Source organism: Azospirillum sp. (assembly GCF_050789165.1).
In genome coordinates, this window is record NZ_JBOZRT010000033.1 from 23,654 (window position 1) to 48,369 (window position 24,716).

Annotated in this window: 26 protein-coding genes and 2 tRNA genes; 15 read left to right on the forward strand and 13 right to left on the reverse strand. The window is 70.4% G+C overall.

Annotation, left to right across the window (positions count from 1 at the left end):
- The first annotated feature begins 142 nt into the window (after nt 1-142).
- Nucleotides 143-445: an STAS domain-containing protein gene (locus ACRWK7_RS06760; RefSeq protein WP_109118133.1), complete on the forward strand. Its 303-nt coding sequence runs from the start codon at nt 143-145 to the stop codon at nt 443-445.
- Between the two features lie 90 nt (nt 446-535).
- Here ACRWK7_RS06760 and ACRWK7_RS06765 read toward each other — a convergent pair.
- Nucleotides 536-622, reverse strand: a tRNA-Leu gene (locus tag ACRWK7_RS06765).
- A gap of 98 nt (nt 623-720) precedes the next feature.
- On the opposite strand from ACRWK7_RS06765, the gene lipB reads away from it, so the two are divergent.
- Complete coding sequence (gene lipB, locus ACRWK7_RS06770; protein ID WP_431855441.1) at nt 721-1,398, forward strand: lipoyl(octanoyl) transferase LipB; 678 nt, start codon at nt 721-723, stop codon at nt 1,396-1,398.
- Here the strand turns inward: lipB and ACRWK7_RS06775 are convergent.
- From ACRWK7_RS06775 to ACRWK7_RS06790, 4 genes are read right to left on the reverse strand one after another with little or no spacing between them, the layout of a single operon-like run.
- Nucleotides 1,395-1,862, reverse strand: coding sequence for a hypothetical protein (locus ACRWK7_RS06775; RefSeq protein ID WP_431855442.1), 468 nt, complete (start codon nt 1,860-1,862; stop codon nt 1,395-1,397). The genes lipB and ACRWK7_RS06775 overlap by 4 nt on opposite strands.
- A 52-nt stretch (nt 1,863-1,914) precedes the next feature.
- Nucleotides 1,915-2,199, reverse strand: a complete 285-nt coding sequence (locus ACRWK7_RS06780) for an acylphosphatase (protein WP_431855443.1) — start codon at nt 2,197-2,199, stop codon at nt 1,915-1,917.
- Nucleotides 2,196-2,444: a 2TM domain-containing protein gene (locus ACRWK7_RS06785; protein ID WP_431855561.1), complete on the reverse strand. Its 249-nt coding sequence runs from the start codon at nt 2,442-2,444 to the stop codon at nt 2,196-2,198. The genes ACRWK7_RS06780 and ACRWK7_RS06785 overlap by 4 nt, the downstream gene beginning before the upstream one ends.
- Nucleotides 2,437-4,155 (reverse strand): long-chain-fatty-acid--CoA ligase, encoded by a 1,719-nt coding sequence (locus ACRWK7_RS06790; RefSeq protein WP_431855444.1) that lies wholly within the window; start codon nt 4,153-4,155, stop codon nt 2,437-2,439. The genes ACRWK7_RS06785 and ACRWK7_RS06790 overlap by 8 nt, the downstream gene beginning before the upstream one ends.
- 188 nt (nt 4,156-4,343) lie before the next feature.
- Between ACRWK7_RS06790 and ACRWK7_RS06795 the strand changes: the two genes are divergently transcribed.
- A complete protein-coding gene (locus ACRWK7_RS06795; protein ID WP_431855445.1) occupies nt 4,344-4,808 on the forward strand; it encodes a cold-shock protein in 465 nt (154 codons plus the stop codon).
- Nucleotides 4,809-4,926: 118 nt separating this feature from the next.
- Here ACRWK7_RS06795 and ACRWK7_RS06800 read toward each other — a convergent pair whose 3' ends face one another.
- Nucleotides 4,927-5,991: a PLP-dependent cysteine synthase family protein gene (locus ACRWK7_RS06800; protein ID WP_431855446.1), complete on the reverse strand. Its 1,065-nt coding sequence runs from the start codon at nt 5,989-5,991 to the stop codon at nt 4,927-4,929.
- Nucleotides 5,992-6,105: 114 nt separating this feature from the next.
- Between ACRWK7_RS06800 and ACRWK7_RS06805 the strand changes: the two genes are divergently transcribed.
- Nucleotides 6,106-6,747 carry a chemotaxis protein gene (locus tag ACRWK7_RS06805; protein WP_431855447.1) on the forward strand — a complete coding sequence of 214 codons (642 nt, stop codon included), beginning with the start codon at nt 6,106-6,108 and terminating at the stop codon, nt 6,745-6,747.
- A gap of 1 nt (nt 6,748) precedes the next feature.
- On the opposite strand, the gene ACRWK7_RS06810 is transcribed toward ACRWK7_RS06805, so the two are convergent.
- On the reverse strand, nt 6,749-7,177 hold the full coding sequence (locus ACRWK7_RS06810; RefSeq protein WP_431855448.1) for a bacteriohemerythrin: 429 nt from the start codon (nt 7,175-7,177) through the stop codon (nt 6,749-6,751).
- Nucleotides 7,178-7,298: 121 nt separating this feature from the next.
- Entirely contained in the window at nt 7,299-9,989 is a 2,691-nt protein-coding gene (ppdK, locus tag ACRWK7_RS06815) for a pyruvate, phosphate dikinase (RefSeq protein WP_431855449.1), read from the reverse strand.
- A gap of 216 nt (nt 9,990-10,205) precedes the next feature.
- On the opposite strand from ppdK, the gene ACRWK7_RS06820 reads away from it, so the two are divergent.
- The 3 genes from ACRWK7_RS06820 to glyS all read left to right on the forward strand — a co-directional run bounded on the left by ACRWK7_RS06820 (nt 10,206) and on the right by glyS (nt 13,536).
- Nucleotides 10,206-10,481 carry a hypothetical protein gene (locus ACRWK7_RS06820; protein ID WP_431855450.1) on the forward strand — a complete coding sequence of 92 codons (276 nt, stop codon included), beginning with the start codon at nt 10,206-10,208 and terminating at the stop codon, nt 10,479-10,481.
- Between the two features lie 85 nt (nt 10,482-10,566).
- Nucleotides 10,567-11,433: a glycine--tRNA ligase subunit alpha gene (locus ACRWK7_RS06825; RefSeq protein WP_431855451.1), complete on the forward strand. Its 867-nt coding sequence runs from the start codon at nt 10,567-10,569 to the stop codon at nt 11,431-11,433.
- Nucleotides 11,434-11,448: 15 nt separating this feature from the next.
- Complete coding sequence (gene glyS, locus ACRWK7_RS06830) at nt 11,449-13,536, forward strand: glycine--tRNA ligase subunit beta (RefSeq protein ID WP_431855562.1); 2,088 nt, start codon at nt 11,449-11,451, stop codon at nt 13,534-13,536.
- Between the two features lie 162 nt (nt 13,537-13,698).
- Here glyS and ACRWK7_RS06835 read toward each other — a convergent pair whose 3' ends face one another.
- From ACRWK7_RS06835 to ACRWK7_RS06845, 3 genes are read right to left on the reverse strand one after another with little or no spacing between them, the layout of a single operon-like run.
- Nucleotides 13,699-14,130 (reverse strand): cyclic nucleotide-binding domain-containing protein, encoded by a 432-nt coding sequence (locus tag ACRWK7_RS06835; protein ID WP_431855452.1) that lies wholly within the window; start codon nt 14,128-14,130, stop codon nt 13,699-13,701.
- Nucleotides 14,131-14,141: 11 nt separating this feature from the next.
- On the reverse strand, nt 14,142-15,029 hold the full coding sequence (locus tag ACRWK7_RS06840; protein ID WP_431855453.1) for a S49 family peptidase: 888 nt from the start codon (nt 15,027-15,029) through the stop codon (nt 14,142-14,144).
- Nucleotides 15,029-15,763 (reverse strand): tRNA1(Val) (adenine(37)-N6)-methyltransferase, encoded by a 735-nt coding sequence (locus tag ACRWK7_RS06845; RefSeq protein WP_431855454.1) that lies wholly within the window; start codon nt 15,761-15,763, stop codon nt 15,029-15,031. The genes ACRWK7_RS06840 and ACRWK7_RS06845 overlap by 1 nt, the downstream gene beginning before the upstream one ends.
- 169 nt (nt 15,764-15,932) lie before the next feature.
- Between ACRWK7_RS06845 and ACRWK7_RS06850 the strand changes: the two genes are divergently transcribed.
- From ACRWK7_RS06850 to ACRWK7_RS06870, 5 genes are all read left to right on the forward strand, one after another.
- Nucleotides 15,933-16,949, forward strand: coding sequence for a polyprenyl synthetase family protein (locus ACRWK7_RS06850; protein ID WP_431855455.1), 1,017 nt, complete (start codon nt 15,933-15,935; stop codon nt 16,947-16,949).
- A gap of 61 nt (nt 16,950-17,010) precedes the next feature.
- Nucleotides 17,011-17,087 (forward strand) — tRNA-Pro (locus ACRWK7_RS06855).
- Nucleotides 17,088-17,168: 81 nt separating this feature from the next.
- The gene (locus tag ACRWK7_RS06860) at nt 17,169-19,007 is read left to right on the forward strand and encodes a glycoside hydrolase family 15 protein (RefSeq protein WP_431855456.1); all 1,839 of its coding nucleotides are present in this window, start codon (nt 17,169-17,171) and stop codon (nt 19,005-19,007) included.
- A 69-nt stretch (nt 19,008-19,076) separates the two neighbouring features.
- Entirely contained in the window at nt 19,077-20,084 is a 1,008-nt protein-coding gene (locus tag ACRWK7_RS06865) for an SDR family oxidoreductase (RefSeq protein WP_431855457.1), read from the forward strand.
- A 16-nt stretch (nt 20,085-20,100) separates the two neighbouring features.
- The gene (locus ACRWK7_RS06870; protein ID WP_431855458.1) at nt 20,101-20,463 is read left to right on the forward strand and encodes a cereblon family protein; all 363 of its coding nucleotides are present in this window, start codon (nt 20,101-20,103) and stop codon (nt 20,461-20,463) included.
- A 63-nt stretch (nt 20,464-20,526) separates the two neighbouring features.
- On the opposite strand, the gene ACRWK7_RS06875 is transcribed toward ACRWK7_RS06870, so the two are convergent.
- A complete protein-coding gene (locus tag ACRWK7_RS06875) occupies nt 20,527-20,751 on the reverse strand; it encodes an SMc00767 family acetate metabolism repressor (RefSeq protein ID WP_109118111.1) in 225 nt (74 codons plus the stop codon).
- A 143-nt stretch (nt 20,752-20,894) separates the two neighbouring features.
- Complete coding sequence (locus ACRWK7_RS06880) at nt 20,895-22,295, reverse strand: FAD-linked oxidase C-terminal domain-containing protein (protein ID WP_431855459.1); 1,401 nt, start codon at nt 22,293-22,295, stop codon at nt 20,895-20,897.
- 165 nt (nt 22,296-22,460) lie between these two features.
- Between ACRWK7_RS06880 and ACRWK7_RS06885 the strand changes: the two genes are divergently transcribed.
- From ACRWK7_RS06885 to ACRWK7_RS06895, 3 genes are read left to right on the forward strand one after another with little or no spacing between them, the layout of a single operon-like run.
- Nucleotides 22,461-23,291, forward strand: a complete 831-nt coding sequence (locus ACRWK7_RS06885; RefSeq protein WP_431855460.1) for an FkbM family methyltransferase — start codon at nt 22,461-22,463, stop codon at nt 23,289-23,291.
- Between the two features lie 51 nt (nt 23,292-23,342).
- Nucleotides 23,343-24,266, forward strand: a complete 924-nt coding sequence (locus ACRWK7_RS06890) for an AraC family ligand binding domain-containing protein (protein WP_431855461.1) — start codon at nt 23,343-23,345, stop codon at nt 24,264-24,266.
- Nucleotides 24,267-24,302: 36 nt separating this feature from the next.
- Complete coding sequence (locus tag ACRWK7_RS06895; RefSeq protein WP_431855462.1) at nt 24,303-24,710, forward strand: DUF2000 family protein; 408 nt, start codon at nt 24,303-24,305, stop codon at nt 24,708-24,710.
- The last annotated feature ends 6 nt before the right edge of the window (nt 24,711-24,716 follow it).

The window sequence follows — 24,716 nt, forward strand, 5'->3', positions numbered from 1 at the left end:
CGCGGCCGACGGGGCTCGCACGGAATATAGGCGGGGCGCGCCTTTGTCCAGCGTGTCGGGCGGGACCACGCGTGAACTTTGTGTAATCCGCCGCATACCTGCGTAATATGGGCGCAGCAACAGCGGGTCAGGGTTTCGCGCGATGGAGTACGCCTTCACCGAAGTGGACGGGCAGGATGGCATCCTGCTGTCGGGACGCTTCACCTACGACGACAGCCGCAAGTTCCACGAGATGCTGGCGCACTGGGACTTCACGGCGAAGCCGGAGGTGCCGCTCGACCTGCGCTACCTGACCTTCCTGGATTCGACGGCGATCGGCATGCTGTTCGTGCTGGCCAACCGCTGCCGCGAGCGGCAGGGCAGCGTCACCGTGGTGAACGCCCAGCCCTACATCGTGCAGACCATGCGCCGGGTGTCGCTGGACCAGTACGTGTTCATCCGCTGAACAGAGCCTGGGGCCAGCCTCCGGATACGAAAAAGCCCGCTCGGCCATCGGCCAGCGGGCTTTTCGTTTAACCCCCGGAAGAACCGGAGATGGTGCGGTCGAGAAGACTCGAACTTCCACGGCATTTCTGCCACAGCGACCTCAACGCTGCGCGTCTACCAATTCCGCCACGACCGCATCCCTGGTAGGCATCCGATGCTTGCACCGGAGTGGGCGGGGGAATACCAGATCCCGATGGCGGGATCAAGCCGCGCATTTCATCAAACGCAAAGAAAGTGGTCAGCCCACCCATGAACCCCATCGAATGGCGCATCAGCGACGAGCCCATGCCCTACGAGGAGGCCATCGCCGAGATGGAGGCCCGCGTCGAGGCGATCCGCGCCGGCACGGCGCCGGAACTGGTCTGGCTGCTGGAACACCCGCCGCTCTACACCGCCGGCACCAGCGCCCGCGACGAGGACCTGCTGGAGCCCGACCGCTTCCCGGTGCACCGCACCGGCCGCGGCGGGCAGTTCACCTACCACGGGCCGGGGCAGCGGGTGGCCTACGTGATGCTGGACCTGAAGGCGCGCGGGGCGGACGTGCGGGCCTACGTCCACGATCTGGAGGAGTGGCTGATTCGCACCCTCGCCTCCTTCAACATCAAGGGCGAACGCCGCGAGGGCCGGGTCGGCATCTGGGTCGACAAGGGGCCGTACGGCGGGCTGAAGGGCCAGGAGGACAAGATCGCCGCCATCGGCGTGCGGGTGCGCCGCTGGGTGACCTTCCACGGCGTGGCGCTGAACGTCGAGCCGGACCTGTCGCACTTCGCCGGCATCGTGCCGTGCGGGATCAGCCAGTACGGGGTGACCTCCATGGTGGCGCTCGGCCATCTGGTGACCATGGAGGACGTCGATTCGGCGCTGATGGCGACGTGGGAGGAGGTGTTCGGGAAGGCTGACGCCGAGGGTTAGCGGGCCGCCTCGGGCTTGCCAGCGGAGATCCGCGGGTCGTCGTTCGGCATCTTCAGCACGCCGCACTGGGTGCTGTCGCCGTTGCGGAACAGATAGATCATCTTGGGATCGGCCAGCTTGCCGGGGTCGTCCAGGTTCAGCCCGTGCCCGAAGGCCACGCCCAGGATCTCCCCCTTGTAGGCGGCGCGGAAGCGCATCGGCAGCTTCTCGGTGAACTTCCGCAGGGCGCAGGCGTCGCTGAGCTTCTTGTCGAAGACGCCGGCCTTGCGCCAGTCCATGTCGCTCTTGATGGTCAGCCACTGCGGCGGCAGCGGGAACCTCACCACCGGCGGCGACAGCGGCAGGTCGTAGCCGCCGGGCGGCGGTGGCCTGAGATGCTGCGGGTCGGTGCGGTCCACGGACGCGGCGCCCGCGGGCGCTGCCGCGGCCAGCATCAGAACGGCAAGCGGAACCAGGATCCTCATGCGGCGCACCTTAGCCCGACATGGCTAACGAGTCGCTAACCAGACGCGAGCGTCACTGCGTCGCCCGCTGCTCGAAGGGGCCGCCGCCGGGATCCGGCGCCGGCTCGACCGCCACGTCGCGGACGGCGGCGGCCGGCGGGCCCTCGCGGCAGGCGGCCAGCATGGCGTCCACCCGGTCGGCCGGGCCGGCGAACAGCGCCTCCACCGTGCCGTCGGCGCGGTTGCGCACCCAGCCGTTGAGGCCCAGCGCGCTCGCCCGCTCCACCGTCCAGCCGCGGTACCACACACCCTGCACGCGGCCGGAGATGCGCGCCAGGACTGCCTTGCGCCCGCTCATGCGCCCGCCCCCGGCTTCCTGCCGATCATGCCCATGGCGTAGGCGGCGTGCAGGGCCAGCGGCGCGCCCCAGCCGACCAGCGGCAGCACGAACCACGCGCGGCCGGGATCGAGCACCGCGTTGACCGGCACCAGCACCACCATCACCGCGAAATAGGCGATGAGGTGGTTCAGGAAGCCGCGCAGCCGTCGGCGCTTCTCGGCGTCCGCCGGATCCGGCGCCGATTCGGGCGGCGTCTCAGCCATGGTCGACACGCTCTCCTCCGGCACGCTTCGCCTTCTCCTCCTCCAGCAGCGCCTTGCGGTTCAGCTTGCCGATCATCGTCTTCGGCAACTCGCCGCGGAACTCGACGATCTTCGGCATCTCGATGGGCGACAGCTTGTCCTTCAGGAAGGCGCACAGCTCCTCCCGGGTCAAGTCCTCGCCGTCGAGCAGGCGGACGTACGCCTTCACCGTCTGGCCGCGGTACTCGTCGGGCACGCCGGCCACCACGCACTCGGCCACCGCCGGGTGCAGGTAGATCGCCTCCTCGACGTTGCGCGGGTAGACGTTGAAGCCGCTGCACAGGATCATGTCCTTGATGCGGTCGACGATGAAGACGTAGCCGTCCTCGTCCATGGTGCCGACGTCGCCGGTGTGCAGGCGGCCGTCCTGCAGCGTCTCGGCGGTCTCCTGCGGCTTGTTCCAGTAGCCCTTCATCACCTGCGGGCCGCGGATGCACACCTCGCCCTTCTCGCCCGGCGGCAGCACGCGGCGCGGTTCCTCCAGGCTGACGATCTCGATCACCGTGCCGGGGAGCGGCAGGCCGATGGAGCCCGGCTTGTTGACGCCGCGCAGCGGGTTGCCGGTGGCGACCGGCGAGGACTCGGACAGTCCGTAGCCCTCCACCAGGATGCAGCCGGTGTTGCGCTCGAACGCCTCCTTCACCTCGACCGGCAGCGGCGCGCCGCCGGAGAAGCAGAAGCGGATCGACGAGACGTCGAACTTGCCCAGGTCCTTGTGGTGGTTGATCGCCGTGTAGATGGTCGGCACCGCGGGGAACAGCGTCGGCTTCTTGTCGTGGATGGTCTGCATGACCTGGTCGAGGTCGAAGCGCGGCAGCAGGATGATTTCGGCGCCGAACCGGATGCTCAGGTTCATCACCACGGTCATGGCGAAGACGTGGAAGAACGGCAGCACGCCCAGCATGCGCTCCTTCCCCGACTCGGCCCCGACGAACCACAGCGAGCACTGCTCGGCGTTGGCGGTGAGGTTGGCGTGCGTCAGCATCGCCCCCTTCGGCACGCCGGTGGTGCCGCCGGTGTACTGCAGCACCGCCACGTCCTCGGCCGGGTCGATGGACACCGATGCCGGGCGGCCGTCGTTGGCGGTCAGCCGGGCGAAGGGAATGGTGGTGGCGTCCTTGCGCAGCGTCGCCAGCTCCTTGCGCTTGACGACGGGGAACAGCCAGTTCTTGGGAAAGGGCAGGATCTCCGCCATCGGGCAGACGACGACGCGCGTCAGCCCGGTCTCGTCCAGCATCCGCGCCATCTTGTCGTAGAGCACGGCGAGGTCGAGCGTCACCATGGTCTCGACGCCGCTGTCGTCGATCTGGTGCTTCAGCTCGCGCTCGGCGTAGAGCGGGTTGAAGTTCACCACCGTGCCGCCGGCCTTCAGGATGCCGAAGTAGCAGATGACGTAATAGGGCGTGTTGGGCAGGAACAGACCGACGCGCACCCCCTTGCGCACGCCCATCTCCTGGAAGCCCTTGGCGGCGCGGTCGACCAGGGCGCCGATCTCGCGGTAGGTGCTGCGCTTGCCCAGGAAGTCCAGGCAGGGACGGTCGGCGAAGCGGCGCGCCGCCTCATCCATCAATTCGTGCAGCGGACGACGGGGCAGCGCCGCGTGGTAGTCCACGTCCGCCGGATAGGCGCGCTCCCAAGGATTGCCGGACAGAGCCTCGGCGGCTTCATCCATGACTGACCTCCCCTGTTTCGTGTCGCCCGTTCTGCGCCGGGCTTGCCACTCCCGCAGATGGGCGGCGGCCGGCGGGAAAGCAACCCGCCGGCCCCGCCCCTCGGCAGTCCCAGGATAACCGAGGAAAGACACTGGCGGGACGAATTCGAGTGTGGCTAAATCCCTTCTTCGGGTAGGGGGACAGGACCTTGCACGAGGGCATCCAGGTCAACGCTGTGGTCAAATGGTTCGACCCGGCCAAGGGCTTCGGCTTCGTGGCGCCGCTGGACGGCTCGCCCGCTGCGTTCCTGCACGTCTCGGTGCTGACCCGCGCCGGCCTCTACGACATCCCCGAGGGAACCGAGATCGTCTGCCGCGTCGTCCCCGGCGGCAAAGGGCCGCAGGTCAGCGACCTGGTCGAGGTGCGCGGCGCCGCGCCACAGCCGCCCGCCGCACCCGGCGACGAGGCCGAGGCCGCCGGCACGGTGAAGTGGTTCAAGCCGGACAAGGGTTTCGGCTTCGTGGTCGCCGACGACGGCGGTCGCGACGTGTTCGTGCACAAGAGCCTGCTGCGCCGCTGCAGCGTCGGCCTGCTGCCGCCTGGCCAGCGCGTGCTGATGCATGTGCGCGATGGCGTGAAGGGGCGCGAGGCGACGTGGATCATCCTGCTTTGAGGAGGGTTTTGCCCCCTCCCCATCCCTCCCCCGCGTTGCGGTGGAGGGGGCTGCCGACGAGGCGGCGGAGTTCCCTCTCCCGCGAAGCGGCGGAGGGCTAGGGAGGGGGCAAGGTTCCTCACCACTCGCCGACGCTGAAGAACCGCTCCAGCCGCCCCGTCCACGGCGCCAGATCGTAGCCCTGCGCCGCCAGCCAGGCGTCGTCGTGGTAGGTGTTGCGGTAGCGCTCGCCCGAATCGCAGAGCAACGTCACCACCGAGCCGCCGCGGCCGGTCCGCCGCATCTCTGCCATCAGCTCGGCGCAGCCCCACAGGTTGGTCCCGGTGGAGCCGCCGACCGCGCGGCCGATCATCCGCGACAGCACGCGCATGGCGGCGAAGCTGGCGGCGTCCGGCACGTCGATCACGTGGTCGATCACCTCCGGCACGAAGGAGGGCTCGACGCGCGGCCGGCCGATGCCCTCGATGGCAGAGCCCCGGCTGCGGGTGACCGTGCGGTCGCGCGTGCGCCAGGACTCGGCGAACACCGAGTTCTCGGTATCGACGACGCACAGCCGGGTGGCGTGCCGGCGGTAGCGCAGGTAGCGCCCGATGGTCGCCGAGGTGCCGCCGGTGCCGGCGCCGCAGACGACCCACTCCGGCACCGGATGCTCCTCCTGCGCCAGCTGCTGGAAGACCGATTCGGCAATGTTGTTGTTGCCGCGCCAGTCGGTGGCGCGCTCCGCGTAGGTGAACTGGTCCATGAAGTGGCCGCCGACCTCGGCCGCCAGCCGCCGGCTCTCGGCGACCACCGTGGTCGGGTCGTCCACGAAATGGCAGTGGCCGCCGTAGAACTCGATCTGCGCCACCTTTTCGCACGAGGTGCCGCGCGGCATCACGGCGATGAAGCGCAGGCCGAGCAGGCGCGCGAAGTACGCCTCCGACACCGCGGTCGAGCCGGAGGACGCCTCGATCACCGTCGTCCCCTCCCCCACCCAGCCGTTGCACAGCGCGTAGAGGAACAGGGAGCGGGCCAGCCGGTGCTTCAGGCTGCCGGTGGCGTGCGTCGACTCGTCCTTGAGGTACAGCGTGATGTCCGGCAGGGCCGGCACATCCAGGCGGATCAGGTGGGTGTCGGCCGAGCGGTTGAAGTCCGCCTCGATCTTCCGGATCGCCTCGTACGTCCAGTCGCGGCCATTGCTCATGTGCCCTGCTGCCCTTCCATGTTCGCGGAGACAACGTTTAGCCGCTGATTGTGGACAGCGTTAGCACTTTCCTAAGCGATCCTGTCTAGCGTCGGACGCACAGGAGGAGCCGTGATGGCAGGGCACGCGGGCAACGTGGCGCACGACCGGCGGGGCGCCGGCGCCGAGGGCGTGCGCGCCGACGGCTCCTACTACGATCCCGAGTTCAAGACCTACGTCGTGCCGGTGGTGCTGGGCCATCACCGGATCTCGTCGCGCGCCGACGACATGCTGGTGACGACGCTGGGCTCCTGCATCGCCGCCTGCCTGCACGATCCCGTCGCGCGCGTCGGCGGCATGAACCACTTCCTGCTGCCCGGCGCCCCGGCCGAGGGGGGCATCGGCATCGCCACCCGCTACGGCGGCGTCGCCATGGAGCGGCTGATCAACGACCTGCTGGCGCGCGGCGCGCGGAAGGAGCGTCTGGAGGTCAAGCTGTTCGGCGGCGCCCGGGTGATCGACAGCAGCATGGACGTCGGCGTCGCCAACGCCGCCTTCGCCCTGGATTTCGTCGAGCGCGAGGGGCTGCGGCTGACCGGCCGCGACCTGGGCGGCGCCACCGGCCGGCGCATCCACTTCTTCCCCACCACCGGCAAGGCGATGCGCCGCCTGCTGCGCCCGGAGACCGAGCGCGAGACCGTGTCGCAGGAGCTGGACTACCTGCGCACCCTCAGGCAGGCGCCGCTGGAGGGCGACGTGGAGCTGTGGCGGCGGTAGCCTACGACGCCTTGCGCTGCCGGAACCGGTCGCGCAGGTAGACGCCGAGACGCATGTCGTCCTCCTGGATGTGGTCGAGCAGCCAGCGGCCGACGAAGTCCAGGATGCTCGGGCCGGCGCCGTCCTCCGGCTGGGCGTTCAGCAGCGCCTCGAACTGGGTGAGCTGCCGGAGCAGCATCGCGTGCACCTCGGCGTGCCGGCGGAGCTCCGGGTAGGCGCACTCGCGCATCAGGTGCTCTTCGTGATCGAAGTGCCGGCAGACGTGCTCGGTCAGCGCGTCGAGCGCGGCGCGCTGGAAGGCGTGGTCGCCGCGCCGCGCCGGGTCGATCAGGCGCGCGAAGTCCTGCACCAGGGCCGCGTGCTCGCGGTCGAGCTCCGGCACGCCGATGGACCACGCGTCCTTCCAGGCGAGCAGCGTCGCGTCCGGCATCCCGGCCCCAAAAGATCGTTAGCGATGGAACCAGTGTATCAGCGGCCCCGCCCTGCCGCGACGCAAAAAGAGAAAGCCTCTCCCGGCGGACCGGAAGAGGCTTTCGTCGTCACGGCAAGGATCAGTCGCGCTTGACGGTGTCCGAGCTGAGCGCCGCCTGCGCCGCCGCCAGACGCGCGATCGGCACGCGGTAGGGCGAGCAGGAGACGTAGTCGAGACCGACCGACTCGCAGAACGCGATGGAGGCCGGGTCGCCGCCGTGCTCGCCGCAGATGCCGAGCTTGATCTTCGCCCGGGTCTTGCGGCCGCGCTCGGCGGCGATGCGGACCAGTTCGCCCACGCCCTCGGGGTCGAGGGTGGCGAACGGGTCGTGCTCCATGATGCCGGCGCGCTCGTAGTCGGGCAGGAAGCTGCCGGCGTCGTCGCGGCTGATGCCGTAGGTGGTCTGCGTCAGGTCGTTGGTGCCGAAGCTGAAGAACTCCGCCGTCTCGGCGATCTCACCGGCGAGCAGCGCCGCGCGCGGCAGCTCGATCATGGTGCCGACCATGTACTCGAAGGTCTGGCCGGTGGCCGCCATGGTCTCCTTGGCGACGCGGTCGACCATGGTCTTCAGGATGTCCAGCTCCTTCTTGGTGCTGATCAGCGGGATCATGATCTCCGGCATGACGGTCTGGCCGGACTTGGCCACTTCCGCCACCGCGCCGAAGATGGCGCGGGCCTGCATCTCGTAGATCTCCGGGAAGGCGATGCCGAGGCGGCAGCCGCGCAGGCCCAGCATCGGGTTGGTCTCGTGCAGCTGCACCGAGCGCTGCTGGACGCGCAGCAGGTCGGTGCCGGCGGCCTTGGCGACCTCGGCCATGTCGGCCTCGGTGGTCGGCAGGAACTCGTGCAGCGGCGGGTCGAGCAGGCGGATGGTGACCGGCAGGCCGGCCATGATCTCGAACAGCTCGATGAAGTCCTGCTTCTGGTACGGCTCCAGCTTGGCCAGCGCGGCGCGGCGGCCCTTCTCGCTGTCGGCCAGGATCATCTCGCGCACCGCCAGGATGCGCTGCGGGTCGAAGAACATGTGCTCGGTGCGCGACAGGCCGATGCCCTCGGCGCCGAACTTGCGCGCGGTGCGGGCGTCCAGCGGCGTCTCCGCGTTGGTGCGGATCTTCATCCGGCGGATCTCGTCGGCCCAGCCCATCAGCGTGGCGAAGTCGCCGCTGAGCTCCGGCTGGATCGTCGGCACCTCGCCCAGCATCACCTCGCCGGTCGAGCCGTCGATGGTGAGGATGTCGCCTTCCTTCACGACGATGTCGCGGACCATGATGGTCTTGGTCTTGTAATCGACGCGCAGCTCGCCGGCGCCCGACACGCAGGCGCGGCCCATGCCGCGGGCGACCACGGCGGCGTGGCTGGTCATGCCGCCGCGGGTGGTCAGGATGCCCCTGGCGGCGTGCATGCCGTGGATGTCCTCGGGACTGGTCTCGACGCGGCACAGGATGACCGCGTCGCCCAGGCCGGCCTGGCTCTCCGCCTCGTCGGCGGTGAACACCACCTTGCCCGACGCCGCGCCCGGCGAGGCCGGCAGGCCCTTGGCGATCACCTTGCGCTCCGCCTTGGGATCCAGGGTCGGGTGCAGCAGCTGGTCGAGCGAGGCCGGGTCGATGCGCTTGACCGCCTCCTTCTTGTCGATCAGCCCCTCGCTGGCCATGTCCACGGCGATCTTCAGCGCGGCCGGCGCGGTGCGCTTGCCGTTGCGGGTCTGCAGCATGAACAGCTTGTTCTGCTGCACCGTGAACTCGATGTCCTGCATGTCGCGGTAGTGCTTTTCCAGCCGCAGGCGGACGTCGTTGAGCTGCTGGAAGACCTCCGGCATCACCTCTTCCATGGCCGGCAGGTCGGACTTGTTGGCGTGCTTGCCGGCGATGGTCAGGTGCTGCGGCGTGCGGATGCCGGCCACCACGTCCTCGCCCTGGGCGTTGACCAGGTACTCGCCGTAGAAGGCGTTCTCGCCGGTGGACGGGTTGCGGGTAAAGGCGACGCCGGTGGCGCAGTCCTGGCCCATGTTGCCGAACACCATGGACTGCACGTTCACCGCGGTGCCCCAGTCGGCCGGGATGTCGTGCAGCTTGCGGTAGGTGATGGCGCGGGCGTTCATCCACGAGCCGAACACCGCGCCGATGGCGCCCCACAGCTGCTCCTGCGGGTCCTGCGGGAACGGCTTGCCCAGCTCGCGCTCGACCATCGCCTTGTAGTCGGCGATCACCGCCTCCCAGTCGTCGGCGGTCAGGTCGGTGTCGAAGGCCTTGTTGCGGTCGCGCTTGTGGCTGTCGAGGATGTCCTCGAAGTGGTGGTGGTCAACGTCCAGCACCACGTTGCCGTACATCTGGATGAAGCGGCGGTAGCTGTCGAAGGCGAAGCGCGCGTCGCCCGAGCGCTTGACCAGCCCCTGCACCGTGACGTCGTTGAGGCCGAGGTTGAGGACCGTGTCCATCATGCCCGGCATCGAGGCCCGCGCGCCCGAGCGCACGGAGACCAGCAGCGGGTTGGCGGCGTCGCCGAACTTGGCGCCCATGGCCTGCTCGACCGCGGCCAGCGCGGCGGCGACCTGATCCTTCAGCTCGGCCGGATAGGTGCGGCCGTTGGCATAGAAATAGGTGCAGAGTTCAGTGGTGATGGTGAAGCCCGGCGGCACCGGCAGGCCGAGGTTGGCCATCTCCGCCAGATTGGCGCCCTTGCCTCCGAGCAGGTTCTTCATGTCCGCCCGGCCTTCGGTCTTGCCCGCACCGAAGCTGTAGACCCACTGATTCACGCCTTGGCTCGCCATGACTGGTTCCGTCCCCTGTTGGTCGTCTGTCCGCCGACACATGCTTTGAAGGCGGAGTGGTAGCACCGCTTACGCTCCCTTCTAGTCTGCCGTGGATGCGGAACACAAGGCCAACCGGTGGGCTGCACCGTATGGGCGGTGCGCGCGCCGCTCATGAACCGCATAGAGTAAGGATCCCCGCTTGACCCTCCGCCGCCGGCCCCGCATCCTGCGGCCATGCTGTCGTTCTCGAAACTCCTCCTCCTCGCGCTGGTGATCGGCGCCGTGTGGTACGGCTGGCGCTGGTTCCAGCGCGTGGACGCCGTGCGCCGCGACCAGCTGCGCCGCCAGGCCGCCCCGCAGCCGCAACCGCGCCGCGACTCGCCCGCCGCGTCCGCCGGCCCCACCGCCATGGACGCCGAGGACATGGAGAAGTGCCCTGAGTGCGGGGCCTGGGTGGCACCGCGCTCCGCCACCTCGTGCGGACGGGCCGGATGCCCGTATGGGCGCTGAGGATTAAGCCCGGTCGCGGCTTGATTTGCCGGAGTCCCCCGCGTATCGTGCCCGGCGCTTTCAACCGACCTGCAAGTGACCGCCCATGGCGTCCTCAAAGAGCCTGTCGTTCCAGGCCCTCATCCTGAAGCTGCACCAGTTCTGGTCCGAACAGGGCTGCGTGATCCTCCAGCCCTACGACATGGAAGTCGGGGCCGGCACCTTCCATCCGGCGACGACGCTGCGGGCGCTGGGCCCGCAGCCGTGGAAGGCGGCCTACGTGCAGCCCTCCCGCCGCCCCAAGGACGGCCGCTACGGCGAGAACCCGAACCGCCTGCAGCACTATTACCAGTACCAGGTGATCCTCAAGCCCTCGCCCGCCAACGCGCAGGAGCTGTACCTGAAGAGCCTGGAGGTGCTGGGCATCGATCCCAAGCTGCACGACATCCGCTTCGTCGAGGACGACTGGGAGAGCCCGACCCTGGGCGCCTGGGGCCTGGGCTGGGAGGTGTGGTGCGACGGCATGGAGGTCACGCAGTACACGTACTTCCAGCAGGTCGGCGGCATCGAGTGCGATCCCGTGGCGGTGGAGCTAACCTACGGCCTGGAGCGTCTCGCCATGTACGTGCAGGGCGTGGAGAACGTCTACGACCTCGACTTCAACGGCGAGGGCGTGAAGTACGGCGACGTCTTCAAGCGCGCCGAGATCGAGTACTCCGCGCACAATTTCGAGCACGCCAACACCGGCATGCTGCTCCAGCACTTCAAGGACGCCGAGGCCGAGTGCCAGGCGCTGGTCGCCAAGGGCGTGGCGCTGCCCGCCTACGACCAGTGCATCAAGGCGTCGCACCTGTTCAACCTGCTGGACGCGCGCGGCGTGATCTCCGTCGTCGAGCGCGCCGCCTACATCGGCCGCGTGCGCGCGCTGGCGAAAGCCTGCTGCGAGGCGTGGATCGCCGGGGGGGCCCAATAAATGCCCAACGACAAAATGCCCGAATTGCTGATCGAGTTCTTTTCCGAGGAAATCCCCGCCCGCATGCAGGCGCGCGCGGCCGACGACCTCAAGCGCCTCGTCACCGAGAAGCTGGCCGCGTCGGGCCTGAGCTTCGCGAAGGCCGAGGCGCACTCGACGCCGCGCCGTCTGGCGCTGGTGGTGGACGGGCTGCCGGAGCGCACCGCCGACGTCAAGGAAGAGAAGAAGGGCCCGCGCGTCGGCTCGCCCGAGCAGGCGGTGCAGGGTTTCCTGAAGTCCGCCGGCCTGACCAGCCTCGACCAGTGCGAGCAGCGCGACACCGGCAAGGGCGTGTTCTACTTCGCCGTCGCCGAGAAGAAGGGCCGCGACACGGCGGAGGTGCTCGCCGAGATCATCCCCGCGGTGATGGCCGAGCTGCCCTGGCCGAAGTCCATGCGCTGGTCGAGCGGCGACGTGCGCTGGGTGCGCCCACTGCACTCGATCCTCGCCGTGTTCGGCGGACAGACGCTGGCCGGGTCGTTCAACCTGGGTGAGCGCCAGGGCTCGCTGGCCTTCGGCAACACCACCCGCGGCCACCGCTTCCTGTCGCCCGAGCCGTTCGCCGTCGAGGGCTTCGCCGACTACCGGGAGAAGCTGCGCGCCGCGCACGTCATCCTCGACCGGGAGGAGCGCAAGGCGAAGGTCAAGGCCGACGCCGAGGCGCTGGCCGCCGCGCAGGGCCTGACCCTGTCGCCCGACGACGGGCTGCTGGAGGAGGTCGCCGGCCTCGTGGAATGGCCGGTGATGCTGATGGGCAGCATCGACGAGGCGTTCATGGACGTACCGGCCGAGGTACTGATCACCTCCATGCGCACGCACCAGAAGTACTTCGCCGTGCTGGACAAGGGTGGCCGGATGGCGCCGCGCTTCATCGTCGCCGCCAACATGGCGACGGCCGACGGCGGCAAGGCGGTGGTCGCCGGCAACGAGCGCGTGCTGCGCGCCCGCCTGTCCGACGCCAAGTTCTTCTGGGACCAGGACCGCAAGACGAAGCTCGAGGAGCGCGTCCCCAAGCTCGCCAACATCACCTTCCACGCCAAGCTCGGCACGGTGTCCGAGAAGGTGAACCGGGTGCAGGTTCTGGCGGCCGAGATCGCCCGCGCGACCGGCGCGGACGCCGACGCCGCCACGCGCGCCGCCTTCCTCGCCAAGGCCGATCTGGTCACCGAGGTGGTCGGCGAGTTCCCCGAGGTCCAGGGCATCATGGGCCGCTACTATGCGCTTGGCGAGGGCGAGAGCGCCGCGGTGGCCGAAGCCATCGCCGAGCACTACAAGCCGCTCGGCCCCAACGATTCCTGCCCGAAGGCCCCGGTGTCGGTAGCGGTGGCGCTGGCCGACAAGCTGGACACGCTGGTCGGCTTCTTCGCCATCGACGAGAAGCCCACGGGGTCGAAGGACCCCTACGCCCTGCGCCGCGCCGCGCTGGGCATCATCCGGCTGGTGCTGGAGAACGGGCTGCGCCTGAACCTGACCCAGGTGTTCCAGGCGGCGCACGGCCTGTACCGGGTCGGCGGCTTCGCCGCGTCGGACGCGGTGGCGGGCGACCTGCTGGCCTTCTTCGCCGACCGCCTGAAGGTGGTGCTGCGCGACCAGGGCGTGCGGCACGACCTGGTGGACGCGGTGTTCTCGCTCGGCGGCGAGGACGATCTCGTCCGCCTGCTGGCCCGCGTGAAGGCGTTGCAGGAGTTCGTCGGCTCCGAGGACGGCGCCAACCTGCTCACCGCCTACAAGCGCGCCTCCAACATCGTGCGCATCGAAGAGAAGAAGGACGGCAAGGCCTACGACCAGCCGGTCGACGCCGCGCTGCTGACGCTCACCGAGGAGAAGGACCTCTACGGCGCCCTCACGGACGCCGCGGCGACGGCCAAGCCGCTGCTGGACAAGGAGGACTTCACCGGCACCATGGGCGTGCTGGCCCGCCTGCGCGGCCCGGTGGACGCCTTCTTCGACAAGGTGACGGTGAACGCCGAACAGGCCGACCTGCGCGCCAACCGCCTGCGTCTGCTCAGCCAGATCCGCGCGACGCTGAACGCAGTGGCGGACTTCTCGCGGATCGAGGGGTAGGTCTCCGCATCGGGCCCCCACCCCAACCACCGGTCGCCCGCAAGTCGGGCGACCGCGCTCCACCTACGATCGCCTTTGGCGCTCGTTGCCTTCGGCACCGGCTCCACGCCCCCACTGCGCTGGGGAGGGCGCTGATTCCTCCCCCCGCGCAGTGGGGGGAGGTTAGGAGGGGGGAGCGTCGGAGAGGCTTTCCTCGGCCTCTTTATCACCGGCATTCCCCTGCCCTTTATGCGCGGCCTCAAGCTGCGCGCCGAGGCCGCGGGCGGAGTCCAGGATCACCTTGATCAGCTTGGTCAGGATCGGGTCGGCCTTGCGCAGCGCCTCGCGCACGTGGTCGCCCTGGATCTGCACCAGCACCGTGTCCTCCAGCGCCGAGGCGCTGGCCATGCGCGGCTTGCCGTCGAAGATCGCCATCTCGCCGAAGACGCCGCCCTGCGGCACGATTCCGAGTTCCACCCGGTCGTCGGGCTGACCGCGCCAGATCTGCACCCGGCCGCTCTGCACCAGGAACATGACGTTGCCGGGCTCGCCCTCGCGAAAGATCACGTGGTCCTTGTGGATGACGCGGCGGCTCAACACCTGGGGGTTGCTCATCCCCTGCTCTCCTACAGTCCGTAGCGCGCCCACAGCGCGCGTTCCTCCACGGCGCCCAGCGCCGCGTCCGCCAGTTCGGCCGCCCAGGGACGGGACTGGCTGCGCATCGGAAGGCGGCGCCACCACGGCCGGTGCTCGTGCATCACGTGGAACCGCACCTTCTCGCCGAAGCGCGCCCGCAGGACGCCGCGCGCGTCGCCGATGCCGTCGATCAGTCCGTACTCCAGCGCCCGCCGGCCGGTCCAGAAGGCGCCGGTGAACAGCTCCTCGTCCGGCCCGGTCAGCCGGGTTCCGCGCCGTGCGCGGACCATCGCCTTGAAGCTCTCGTGCACCTCGGCCTGGATGGCCTTGAGGTGGGCCACGCCGTCCTCGCGCTCCGGCGCGAAGGGGTCGAGCAGCACCTTCTTGTCGCCGGACGTGTAGACGCGCCGCTCGATTCCGTGCCGCTCGATGAAGTCATGCAAGCCGAAGCCGGCCGACACCACGCCGATCGAGCCGACGATCGAGCTTTCGTCGGCGAAGATCTCGTCGGCCGCGCAGGCCAGCCAATAGCCGCCGGACGCCGCCACGTCCTCGCAGAAGGCCAGCACCGGCACCTTCTTCTCCTCGGCGAGGTCGCGGATTCGCTTGGCGATCAGCGCCGACTGCACCGGCGAGCCGCCGGGCGAGTTGACCAGCAGCGCCACCGCCGCCTGCCCCTTGCGGGCGAAGGCGCGCTCCAGCAACGGCGCCAGGGCTTCCAGGGACAGGCCGGGGCGCAGCGGACCGGCCGCCCCGATGGCGCCGGACAGGCGCACGGCGGACACCACCGGCCCGCGCTCGCGCCACGGGCCGAAGGGGAGTTTGGAGAGGAAGGATCGGATCATCGCCGCAAGAGATGGGTATGCCAGCGTGTCCATCAAAGGCTCAGCGCCGCGCCGTCGCGCAGCACCGCCTCCGCCGCCGCGGTGAAGCGGCCGTCCGCCTCGTGCAGCACCAGCCCGGCGGCCAGCGTGGTCGGCGCCTTGCTGCCGCGCTGCGCGCTCACCAGCACGCGTTTCGCCGCCTCCCCGGCCTTCGGCCACAGCGGGAACAGCGTGGTCGAGCCGAAGCGGCCGTGCAGCAGCGCCAGGATCTCGTCCACCCGGTCGGCGCGGTGCACCAGCGTCAGCCAGCCGCGCATCTTCACCATGGTGGCGGCGAAGGCGATCCAGTGCGCCAGCGTCGCCTCCCCCTCCACGTTGGCGGCGGCCTTCCAGGGGTCGGGCGGCAGCGTGGCGGCGTCGGCCTTCAGGTAGGGCGGGTTCATCATCACCCGGTCGAAGGAACCGGGCGCCACCATCAGCGGCGGGTTCAGCAGGTCGCCGACCACCACCCAGGCGCGGGCCTGCAGCCCGTTCCGCTCGATGTTGTGGCTGGCGTAGGCCGCGACCTCCGGGTGCTTCTCCAGCCCGACGATGCGGCAGGCCGGCGCCCGCACGGCGAGGCAGAGCGAGGCCGCCCCGGTCCCGGCGCCGACGTCGAGCACGCGGTTCCCCAGCTCGGCCGCGGTGGCGGCGGCAAGCAGCACGGGGTCGATGGCGGCGCGGTAGCCCTCGGGCGGCTGCGCGATGCGCACGCGCCCGCCGAGCAGGCTGTCTTCACCGTCCGTCACGGCGCCCCCCTTCCGTCCCTTGGACGAGTGACAAAGGCTGGAACTCGGTGGTACGCAGGCGGTTCTGCATGGCGCTCCGGGTGCTGTGGGCAAGCGGACTTGACCGAACAGGGTATGCCGTTATGCTCGCTGCCGGGAATCGCCACGTCAATCACGATTGGAGCCGGCCTTGGCGGTCGTCACGAACCTCGATCCGAAACGGCGCAAGTCCACCCCGCTCGATGAGCTGACCAGCCTGGTGTCCCAGGACCTGGACTCGGTGAACGAGCTGATCCTGGCGAACATGCATTCGTCGGTGGAGATGATCCCGCAGCTGGCGGGCTACATCATCGCCGCCGGCGGCAAGCGCCTGCGCCCGGTGCTGACGCTGGCCGCCGCGCAGATATGCGGCTACCGGGGCGACAACCACAAGATGCTGGCCGCCGTGGTGGAGTTCATCCACACCGCCACGCTGCTGCACGACGACGTGGTGGACGAGAGCGACCTGCGCCGCGGTCTCGCCTCGGCCAACGCGGTGTTCGGCAACAAGGCCAGCGTGCTGGTCGGCGACTTCCTGTTCTCCCGCGCCTTCGAGCTGATGGTCGGGGTCGGTTCGCTGGACGTGCTGCGCATCCTGTCCAAGGCCTCGGCCGTCATCGCCGAGGGCGAGGTCCTGCAGCTGCAAACCTCCAACGACACCGAGACCAGCGAGCAGGCCTACCTCGAGGTCATCAAGGCCAAGACGGCGGAGCTGTTCGCCGCCGCCTGCCGCGTCGGCGCCGTGGTGGCGTCCCGCCCGCAGGCGGAGGAGATGGCGCTCTACGACTACGGCATGAACCTGGGCATCGCCTTCCAGCTGGTGGACGACGTGCTCGACTACTCGGCCAAGCAGGCGAAGCTGGGCAAGACGGTCGGCGACGACTTCCGCGAGGGCAAGATCACCCTGCCCATCGTGCTCGCCTTCCGCCGCGGCAACGACGAGGAGCGCGCCTTCTGGCGCCGCACCATGGAGGAGCTGGACCAGCAGGACGGCGACCTGGAGCGCGCGCAGCAGCTGATGGTCAAGCACAGCGCGCTGAAGGACACCGTGGAGCGCGCGCGCCACTACGGCGCCATCGCGCGCGACGCGCTGGGCCTGTTCCCGGACAGCGCCGTGAAGCGCGCCCTGCTCGACGTGATCGATTTCGTCATCGACCGCGATTATTGAGCTTGCAGGGCGGGATCGGAGCCGTTATATACCCGCTCCACCGGCGGCGACGCCGGTCAGACGGAGAGTAGCTCAGCCTGGTAGAGCACTGCTTTCGGGAGGCAGGGGCCGGAGGTTCGAATCCTCTCTCTCCGACCATACGAAGGGGCCGACGCAGCGATGCGTCGGCCCTTTTCGCTTTTGCGGAACTCTTGCGCCCGTGCCGCCGTTGGCTCGGGCATGGAACGCCGCATCGAGGACTATGCGCTCATCGGCAACACGCACACCGCGGCGCTGATCGGGCGCGACGGCTCGGTGGACTGGCTGTGCCTGCCGCGATTCGATTCGGACGCCTGCTTCGCCGCGTTGCTGGGCGACGCCGACAACGGCCACTGGCGCATCGCGCCGGAGGGCGAGATCAAGGCCGTCCGCCGCCACTACCTCCCCGGCACGCTGGTGCTCGAGACCGAGTTCGAAACCGCCGGGGGCACCGTCGCCCTCCTCGACTTCATGCCGCCGCAGCCCGACCGCGACGAGGACCGCGCCGACCTCGTGCGAATCGTCGAAGGGCGGCGAGGCCGGGTCGACCTCTCCATGGATCTGGTGCTGCGCTTCGGCTACGGCGCCATCGTGCCCTGGGTGCGCCGCACCGACGACGGGCTGAGCGCCATCGCCGGCCCGGAGGCCGTCGCGTTGCGCACGCCGGTGCCGCTGCACGGCGAGGCCTTCCACACCCGCGCCGCCTTCACCGTCGCCGCCGGCGAGCGGACGCCGTTCACGCTGATCTGGCACCGCTCGCACCTGCCCGCTGCGCCCACCGAGGATGCCGACGCCCTGCTGGCGGAGACCGAGGCGTGGTGGCGGGCCTGGAGCGGCCAGTGCCAGTACGACGGGCCATGGCGGGAGGCGGTGGAGCGCTCGCTGATCACGCTGAAAGGGCTGACCTACGGCCCGACCGGCGGCATCGCCGCGGCGGCCACCACCTCGCTGCCGGAGAAGATCGGCGGCGAGCGGAACTGGGACTACCGCTTCTGCTGGCTGCGCGATTCGGCGTTCACGCTCTACGCCCTGCTCAGCGCCGGCTACCGCGAGGAGGCGGAGGCGTGGCGGCACTGGCTGGTGCGCGCGGTCGCCGGCATGCCCGCGCAGCTGCAGATCATGTACGGGCTGGCCGGCGAGCGGCGGCTGGACGAGTGGGAGGTGCCCTGGCTGGCCGGGTTCGAGGGCAGCCGGCCGGTGCGCATCGGCAACGGCGCGCACGGGCAGTGCCAGCTCGACGTCTTCGGCGAGGTGCTGGACAGCCTGCACATCGCCCGGCGCAGCGGCATCACCCGCGACGACGACGGCTGGCGCGTCCAGCGCGCGCTGGTCAAGCACCTGGAGACCATCTGGCACACCGCCGACCACGGCCTGTGGGAGATGCGCGGCCCGCCACGCCACTTCACCCACTCCAAGGTCATGGCCTGGGTCGCCTTCGACCGGGCGGTGCAGGCGGTGGAGCAGTGCGGCGTGGACGGCCCGGTGGAGCGCTGGCGCGAGCTGGCCCGGCGCATCCACGCCGAGGTCTGCGAGAAGGGCTTCGACGCCAAGCGCAACAGCTTCGTCCAGTACTACGGCGCCAAGCACACCGACGCGGCGCTGCTGCTGATCCCGCAGGTGGGCTTCCTGCCGCCCGAGGATCCGCGCGTCGTGGGCACCGTCGAAGCGGTCGAGCGCGAGCTGTCGATGGATGGCGGGCTGCTGCGGCGCTACCCGACCGAGCCGGAGCTGGACGGTCTGCCGCCCGGCGAGGGCTGCTTCGTGGCCTGCGCCTTCTGGCTGGTCGATGCCAAGGTGATGCTGGGCCGCCACGAGGAGGCGCGCGAGCTGTTCGAACGCCTGCTGGAGCTGCGCAACGACGTCGGCCTGCTGGCCGAGGAGTACGACCCGGTGGCGCGCCGCCAGCTCGGCAACGTGCCGCAGGCCTTCTCGCACGTGGCGCTGGTCAACTCCGCCCACAACCTCGCCCGCGCCGCCGGCCCCGCCCGCAAGCGCGCCCAGGCGCCGGGCGGGCACGAGGCGCAGCGCTCCGGGGATTGACCCGGCGAGGGCACCGAAACGCGCCTGCGCCGTTGACGGTATCGAGCCCCAGCAGCCGGAGACCGCCCGATGCCCACGCCCTCCCCCGTCGTCGTCATCACCGGCGCCTCGGCCGGCGTCGGCCGCGCCACCGCGCACGCCTTCGCCCGCCAGGGCGCGCGCATCGGCCTGCTGGCCCGCGACGGCGCGGCGCTGCACGCCACCGAGCGCGAGGTCGAGCGGTTGGGCGGCGAGGCCGTCGCGCTGCCCGTCGATGTCTCCGAGTTCGAGGCGGTGGACGCCGCCGCCGCCGCGGTGGAGGAGACGCTCGGCCCCGTCGACGTCTGGGTCAACAACGCCATGACCACCGTCTTCTCGCCGGTCCGCGCGCTGGAGCCGCACGAGCTGCACCGGGTGACGCAGGTCTGCTACTTCGGCTGCGTGCACGGCACCATGGCGGCGCTGCGCCGCATGCTGCCGCGCGACCGCGGCACCATCGTGCAGGTCGGCTCGGCGCTGGCGTTCCGCGGCATCCCCTTGCAGGCCGCCTACTGCGGCGCCAAGCACGCCATCGTCGGCTTCACCGATTCGCTGCGGGCCGAGCTGATCCACGACGGCAGCAACGTCCGCCTCACCGCCGTGCACCTGCCGGCGATGAACACCCCGCAGTTCGACTGGGCGCGGGTGCGCTTCGCCCGCCGGCCGAAGCCGGTCGGCCCGATCATGCAGCCGGAGCGTGCCGCCGAGGCCATCCTGCACGCCGCCGCGCACGCCCCGCGCGAGCTGTGGGTCGGCGGATCGACGGTGCAGACGATCCTCGGCCAGATGGTGGCGCCCGGCCTGATGGACCGTGTCGTCGCCCGCATGGCCTACGAACAGCAGCTCCGCCCCGACCCGTTGCCGGCGGGCTACCGCGACAACCTGTATGAGCCCGTGCACGCCCCGCACGCCACGCACGGGGCCTTCGACGCCGAGGCCAGCCCGCGCGCCCCGGTGCTGCGCGAGGCCACCGTGCGCGGCCTGGCGGCGACCGGCGGGCTGATGCTGGCGGCCGGGCTGGCCTGGGGCGTGGCGGCGCTGGCGCGGCGCGGCGCCTGAGCGCTAGGATGAGGCCATGCCCAAGGATCTTCCCGACAGCGCGGCCGACAGCGCCGCCAGGGACGCCGAGCGCGTCTACCGCTGCGCCGCCTGTGCGCACGAGGTGACCCGCGGGCGTTGGGAGATGGCGGTGGACGGCGCGCACGAGCGGGCGTTCTTCAACCCGTCCGGCCGGGTCTTCCGCGTGCTGTGCTTCAAGGAGGCTCCGGGCGCCGTCGGCGTCGGGCCGGCCACGACGGAGTTCACGTGGTTCCGCGGCTTCGCGTGGCGCTTCGCCGTGTGCCGGGGCTGCGGCGCGCACCTGGGCTGGCGCTACGAGGGAGAAGGCGCCGTGTTCTTCGGGCTGATCAAGCCGTCGCTGGCGGCCGGGTCCGAGTAGACACACGAACGGCCCGCCGGGGTGCAGCCGGCGGGCCGTCGGGTCGGCTCGGGCGCCGAAAACTTACTTGGTGCGGATCACCGGGGTGAGCTGGTCGCCCCAGTTGCCCGTCTCGTTGTGGTAGCGGGCGGTGCGCATCAACTCGACCGTGATGCCGGCCTCGACGCACTTGACGACCGCCTCGTTCAGGCGGTGCAGGCTGTTGGCGACGATGCGGACGGCGCTCTCCTGCTCGGCGGTCAGCTCGCTGCGGTCGTCCGGAGCGTCCTGGAAGCCCTTGGTAGGCATGCGGCTTATCCTTCCCCTAAGTTTCTGGCGGCGCTGGGCCTGGTATGCCGCACCGCAGCGCGGCTGGCCTTCCCTCAAAGCTTTAACACAACCCACGCCCGGAACAAGGGGCGGAGTGGCACACCCGGCCGCCCCATCCGGTCCTACCCGACGCGCACCACCTTGCCCGGGTTCATGATGTTCAGCGGGTCGAGCGCCGTCTTGACGTCGCCCATGACGCCGTAGGCCTCGCCCGCCTCCTGCGCCAGGAAGCCCATCTTGCCGTAGCCGACGCCGTGCTCGCCGGTGCAGGTGCCGCCCATGCGCAGCGCCCGCTCGACGAGGCGGTCGTTGAGGCGGGTGGCCTCGGCCATGTCCTCGGGCTTGTCGGGATCGACCAGGAAGACGAGGTGGAAGTTGCCGTCGCCGACATGGCCGACGACCGGCGACACCAGGAAGGAGGCCGCGAGATCCTCCTTGGTCTCCAGGATGGCGTCGGCGAGGCGCGAGATCGGCACGCACACGTCGGTCGGCCACCCCTTGGCTCCCGGCCGCAGGCCCAGCGCCGCGTAGTAGGCGTCGTGCCGCGCCTGCCACAGCCGGGAGCGGTCCTCCGGCCGCGTCGCCCATTCGAAGTCGAGGCCGCCGTTCTCCCTGGCGATGGCGCCCACCATCTCCGCCTGCTCCTCGACGCCGCGGGTGGTGCCGTGGAACTCAAAGAACAGCGTCGGCTTCACCGCCATGTCGAACTTCGAATAGCGGTTGATCGCCTCCATCTGCAGCTCGTCGAGGAACTCGACGCGGGCCACCGGGATGCCGGACTGGATGGTGGCGATCACCGTGTCCACGGCGCCGCGCACGCTCTCGAACGGGCAGACCGCGGCGGAGATCGCCTCGGGGATGCCGTAGAGGCGCAGCGTCACCTCGGTGATGATGCCGAGCGTGCCCTCAGAGCCGACGAACAGCCGCGTCAGGTCGTAACCGGCGGCCGACTTGCGGGCCCGCCCGCCGGTCCTAATGATCCGCCCGTCGGCCAGCACCACGGTGAGGCCCAGCACGTTCTCGCGCATGGTGCCGTAGCGCACGGCGTTGGTGCCGCTCGCCCGCGTCGCCGCCATGCCGCCCAGCGAGGCGTCGGCGCCGGGGTCGATGGGGAAGAACAGGCCGGTGTCGCGCAGGTGCTCGTTCAGCTGCTTGCGGGTCACGCCGGCCTGGACGGTGACGTCCAGGTCCTCGGGGGAGACGCGCAGGATCTCCTTCATGTTCGACACGTCGATGGTGACGCCGCCCTTCAGCGCCGCCACGCCGCCCTCCAGCGAGGTGCCGGTGCCGAAGGGGATGATCGGCAGGCGGTGCCTGGCGCACACCTTGACGATGGCGCTGACCTCCTCGGTCGAGTTGGCGAAGGCCACCGCGTCGGGCGGCATGACCGGGTGGTAGGATTCGTCCTTGCCGTGGTGCTCGCGGACCGGGCCGGAGGTGCTCAGCCGGTCGCCCAGCAGCGTGCGCAACTCGGCCAGCGCTCCCTCGTTCAGGGCGACGCGCGGGGCGGTGACGACGGCCATGGGACTTCCCTCCACTCTTCTTCGGCATTGCTTGGCGGCCTGACGGCTCCAGCAAGCTAAGCCCGGCGGAGGACGCTGACAAGCGGCGCCGGGGATTTCCGCATGCGCCGGTTTCGGCACCGTGCTAGCATTCGGTGTAACACTTTGCAATCCATGGACTTTCCAATGCTGCCGCACGTCGACGTCGTCGAAACGGAGATCGGCCGATACCTGCTGTTCGCCGGCGACGACCTGATCTCGGCCGTGCTCCGCGCCTACGGCAACTGGGATCCGGTGACCGTCGCCACCGCCGAGATGCTGCTGGACATGGATGGGCGCGGCGGCACCATCATCGATGGCGGGGCGAACCTCGGCGCGTTCTCCATTCCCATCGCCAAGCTGGCGGGCGGGCGCTATCAGGTGTTGAGCTTCGAGGTCCAGCGGATCGTCTACTACCAGCTCTGCGGCAACGTGGTCCTGAACGGGGTCGACACCGTCTACCCGTTCAATTTCGGCCTCTCCGACCGCGAGGGGCACATTCGCATCCCGAAGCCGGACTACACCACCGACGGCAACATCGGCGCGCTCAGCATCGATCCCGCCGTGCGCGCGGTGCGCCGGCAAGCCGGCATCGGCGCGCCGACCGACGCCCCCCAGGCGGAAACCCAGCTGGCCGAACTGATCACCCTGGATTCCCTTGATCTCACCGACGTGCGGCTGATCAAGCTGGACGTCGAAGGGGTGGAGCTGAGCGTGCTGCGCGGCGCCGACCGGACCCTGCGGGACTGCGGCTATCCGCCGATCCTGTTCGAGATCTGGGACATGAACAAGCTGCCGGGCCTGCGCGCCGCGCAGGAGGAGCTGTTCGCCCATGTGGGCGCGCTGGGATACGCCATCACGGTGCTGGGCGACCTGGCCCTGGCACAGCATCGGCGCACGCAGCCGGTGCACCTCGGATTCGCCTTCGACGCCAACGGTGCTCTGGGGGTGACGCGGACTCCGGCTCCCGAGCTCTGAGGTCGGTCCGCCGCGCCACGGCGCCGAGGCGCGGCGGGAGGCCTCGGAAACATGGCCGACTCCCCGGCGCCGCGGCGCGCGTCTATGTTGCTGGGCATGGACACGGCCTCCACCCCGCGCAACTGGGTCGATGTGACCCGCGACGCCGCGACCGGCGTGGAGACGATCCGCGCCCATTTCTCGGGCCACGCCTACGACCCGCACTATCACGAAGAGGCGCTGGTCGGCGTCACCGAGCAGGGCCTGCAGGAATTCTCCTGCCGGCGCCGCCTGCACCGCAGCACGCCGGGACGCGTCATCCTGATCGAGCCGGGCGAGGTGCACGACGGCCACGCGCCGGCGGCCGAGGGCTTCACCTACGTGATGCTCTACCTGCCGACCGGCTGGCTGGCGGAGACGCGCCGGCTGGTCGCCGCCGGCGACCGCGGCACCGGCGAGGTCGGCTTCCCGGCGACACTGGCCGACGACGCCCGGCTGGCCGAAGCGATCGGGCGCGCCTTCGCGGTGCTGCGCGCGCCGGAGATGCCGCGCCTCGCCCGCGACGCCGCGCTGGACGCCATGGTCGCAGCGCTGGAGCCGCAGCTGGCCGACGGCCGACCGACCGGGGCCGGGGCGCGCCGGGCGCCCAGGGCGGCGCGCCGGGCGCGCGAGATGCTGCACGCGCTGATGGCCGAGGACCCGGGGCTGGACGCGCTGGCCGAGGCGTGCGGGGCGCCCGACCGTTTCCAGCTCGCCCGCGCCTTCCGCGCCGCCTACGGGCTGCCGCCGCACGCCTATCTGGTGCAGCTGCGCCTGACCGCGGCGCGGCGCCTGCTGTCGAGCGGCAACGCGCCGGCGTCCGTGGCCGCCACCGTGGGCTTCGCCGACCAGAGCCACCTGGGGCGCTGGTTCCGCCGCGCCTACGGCCTCACCCCGGCCGCCTACCGCCGTCTGTGCACGAACGTTCCAGACCGGGGCGCCGCCGCCGCGCCATGATGCCGGCGTTCCTCAACGGCAGGGCTGCGAGCAACGATGTTCACCACCAAGATCGCGCTGATCGTGCGCGAGGATCTGGCCGTCTGGCAGAAGCTGAACGTGACCGCCTTCCTGGCGAGCGGCATCGCCGTCTCCGCCCCCGACGCCATCGGCGAGTCCTACGAGGACGCCGCCGGCCGGCGCTACGCCCGGATGCTCGGTCAGCCGGTGCTGATCTTCGCCGGGGACCGCGCCCGGCTGCAGGCGGCGCACCGCGGCGCCCTGGAGCGCGACCTGACGGTGGCGGCCTATGTGGCGGCGATGTTCGCCACCGGCCACGATGCCGCCAACCGCGCCGTCTTCCGCGAGGCGGACCCGGCCGACATGGACCTCGTCGGGCTGGCGGTGCGCGGCGACCGCAAGGCGGTCGACAAGGTGGTCAAGGGGCTGGCGCTGCATGGGTGAGGGGAG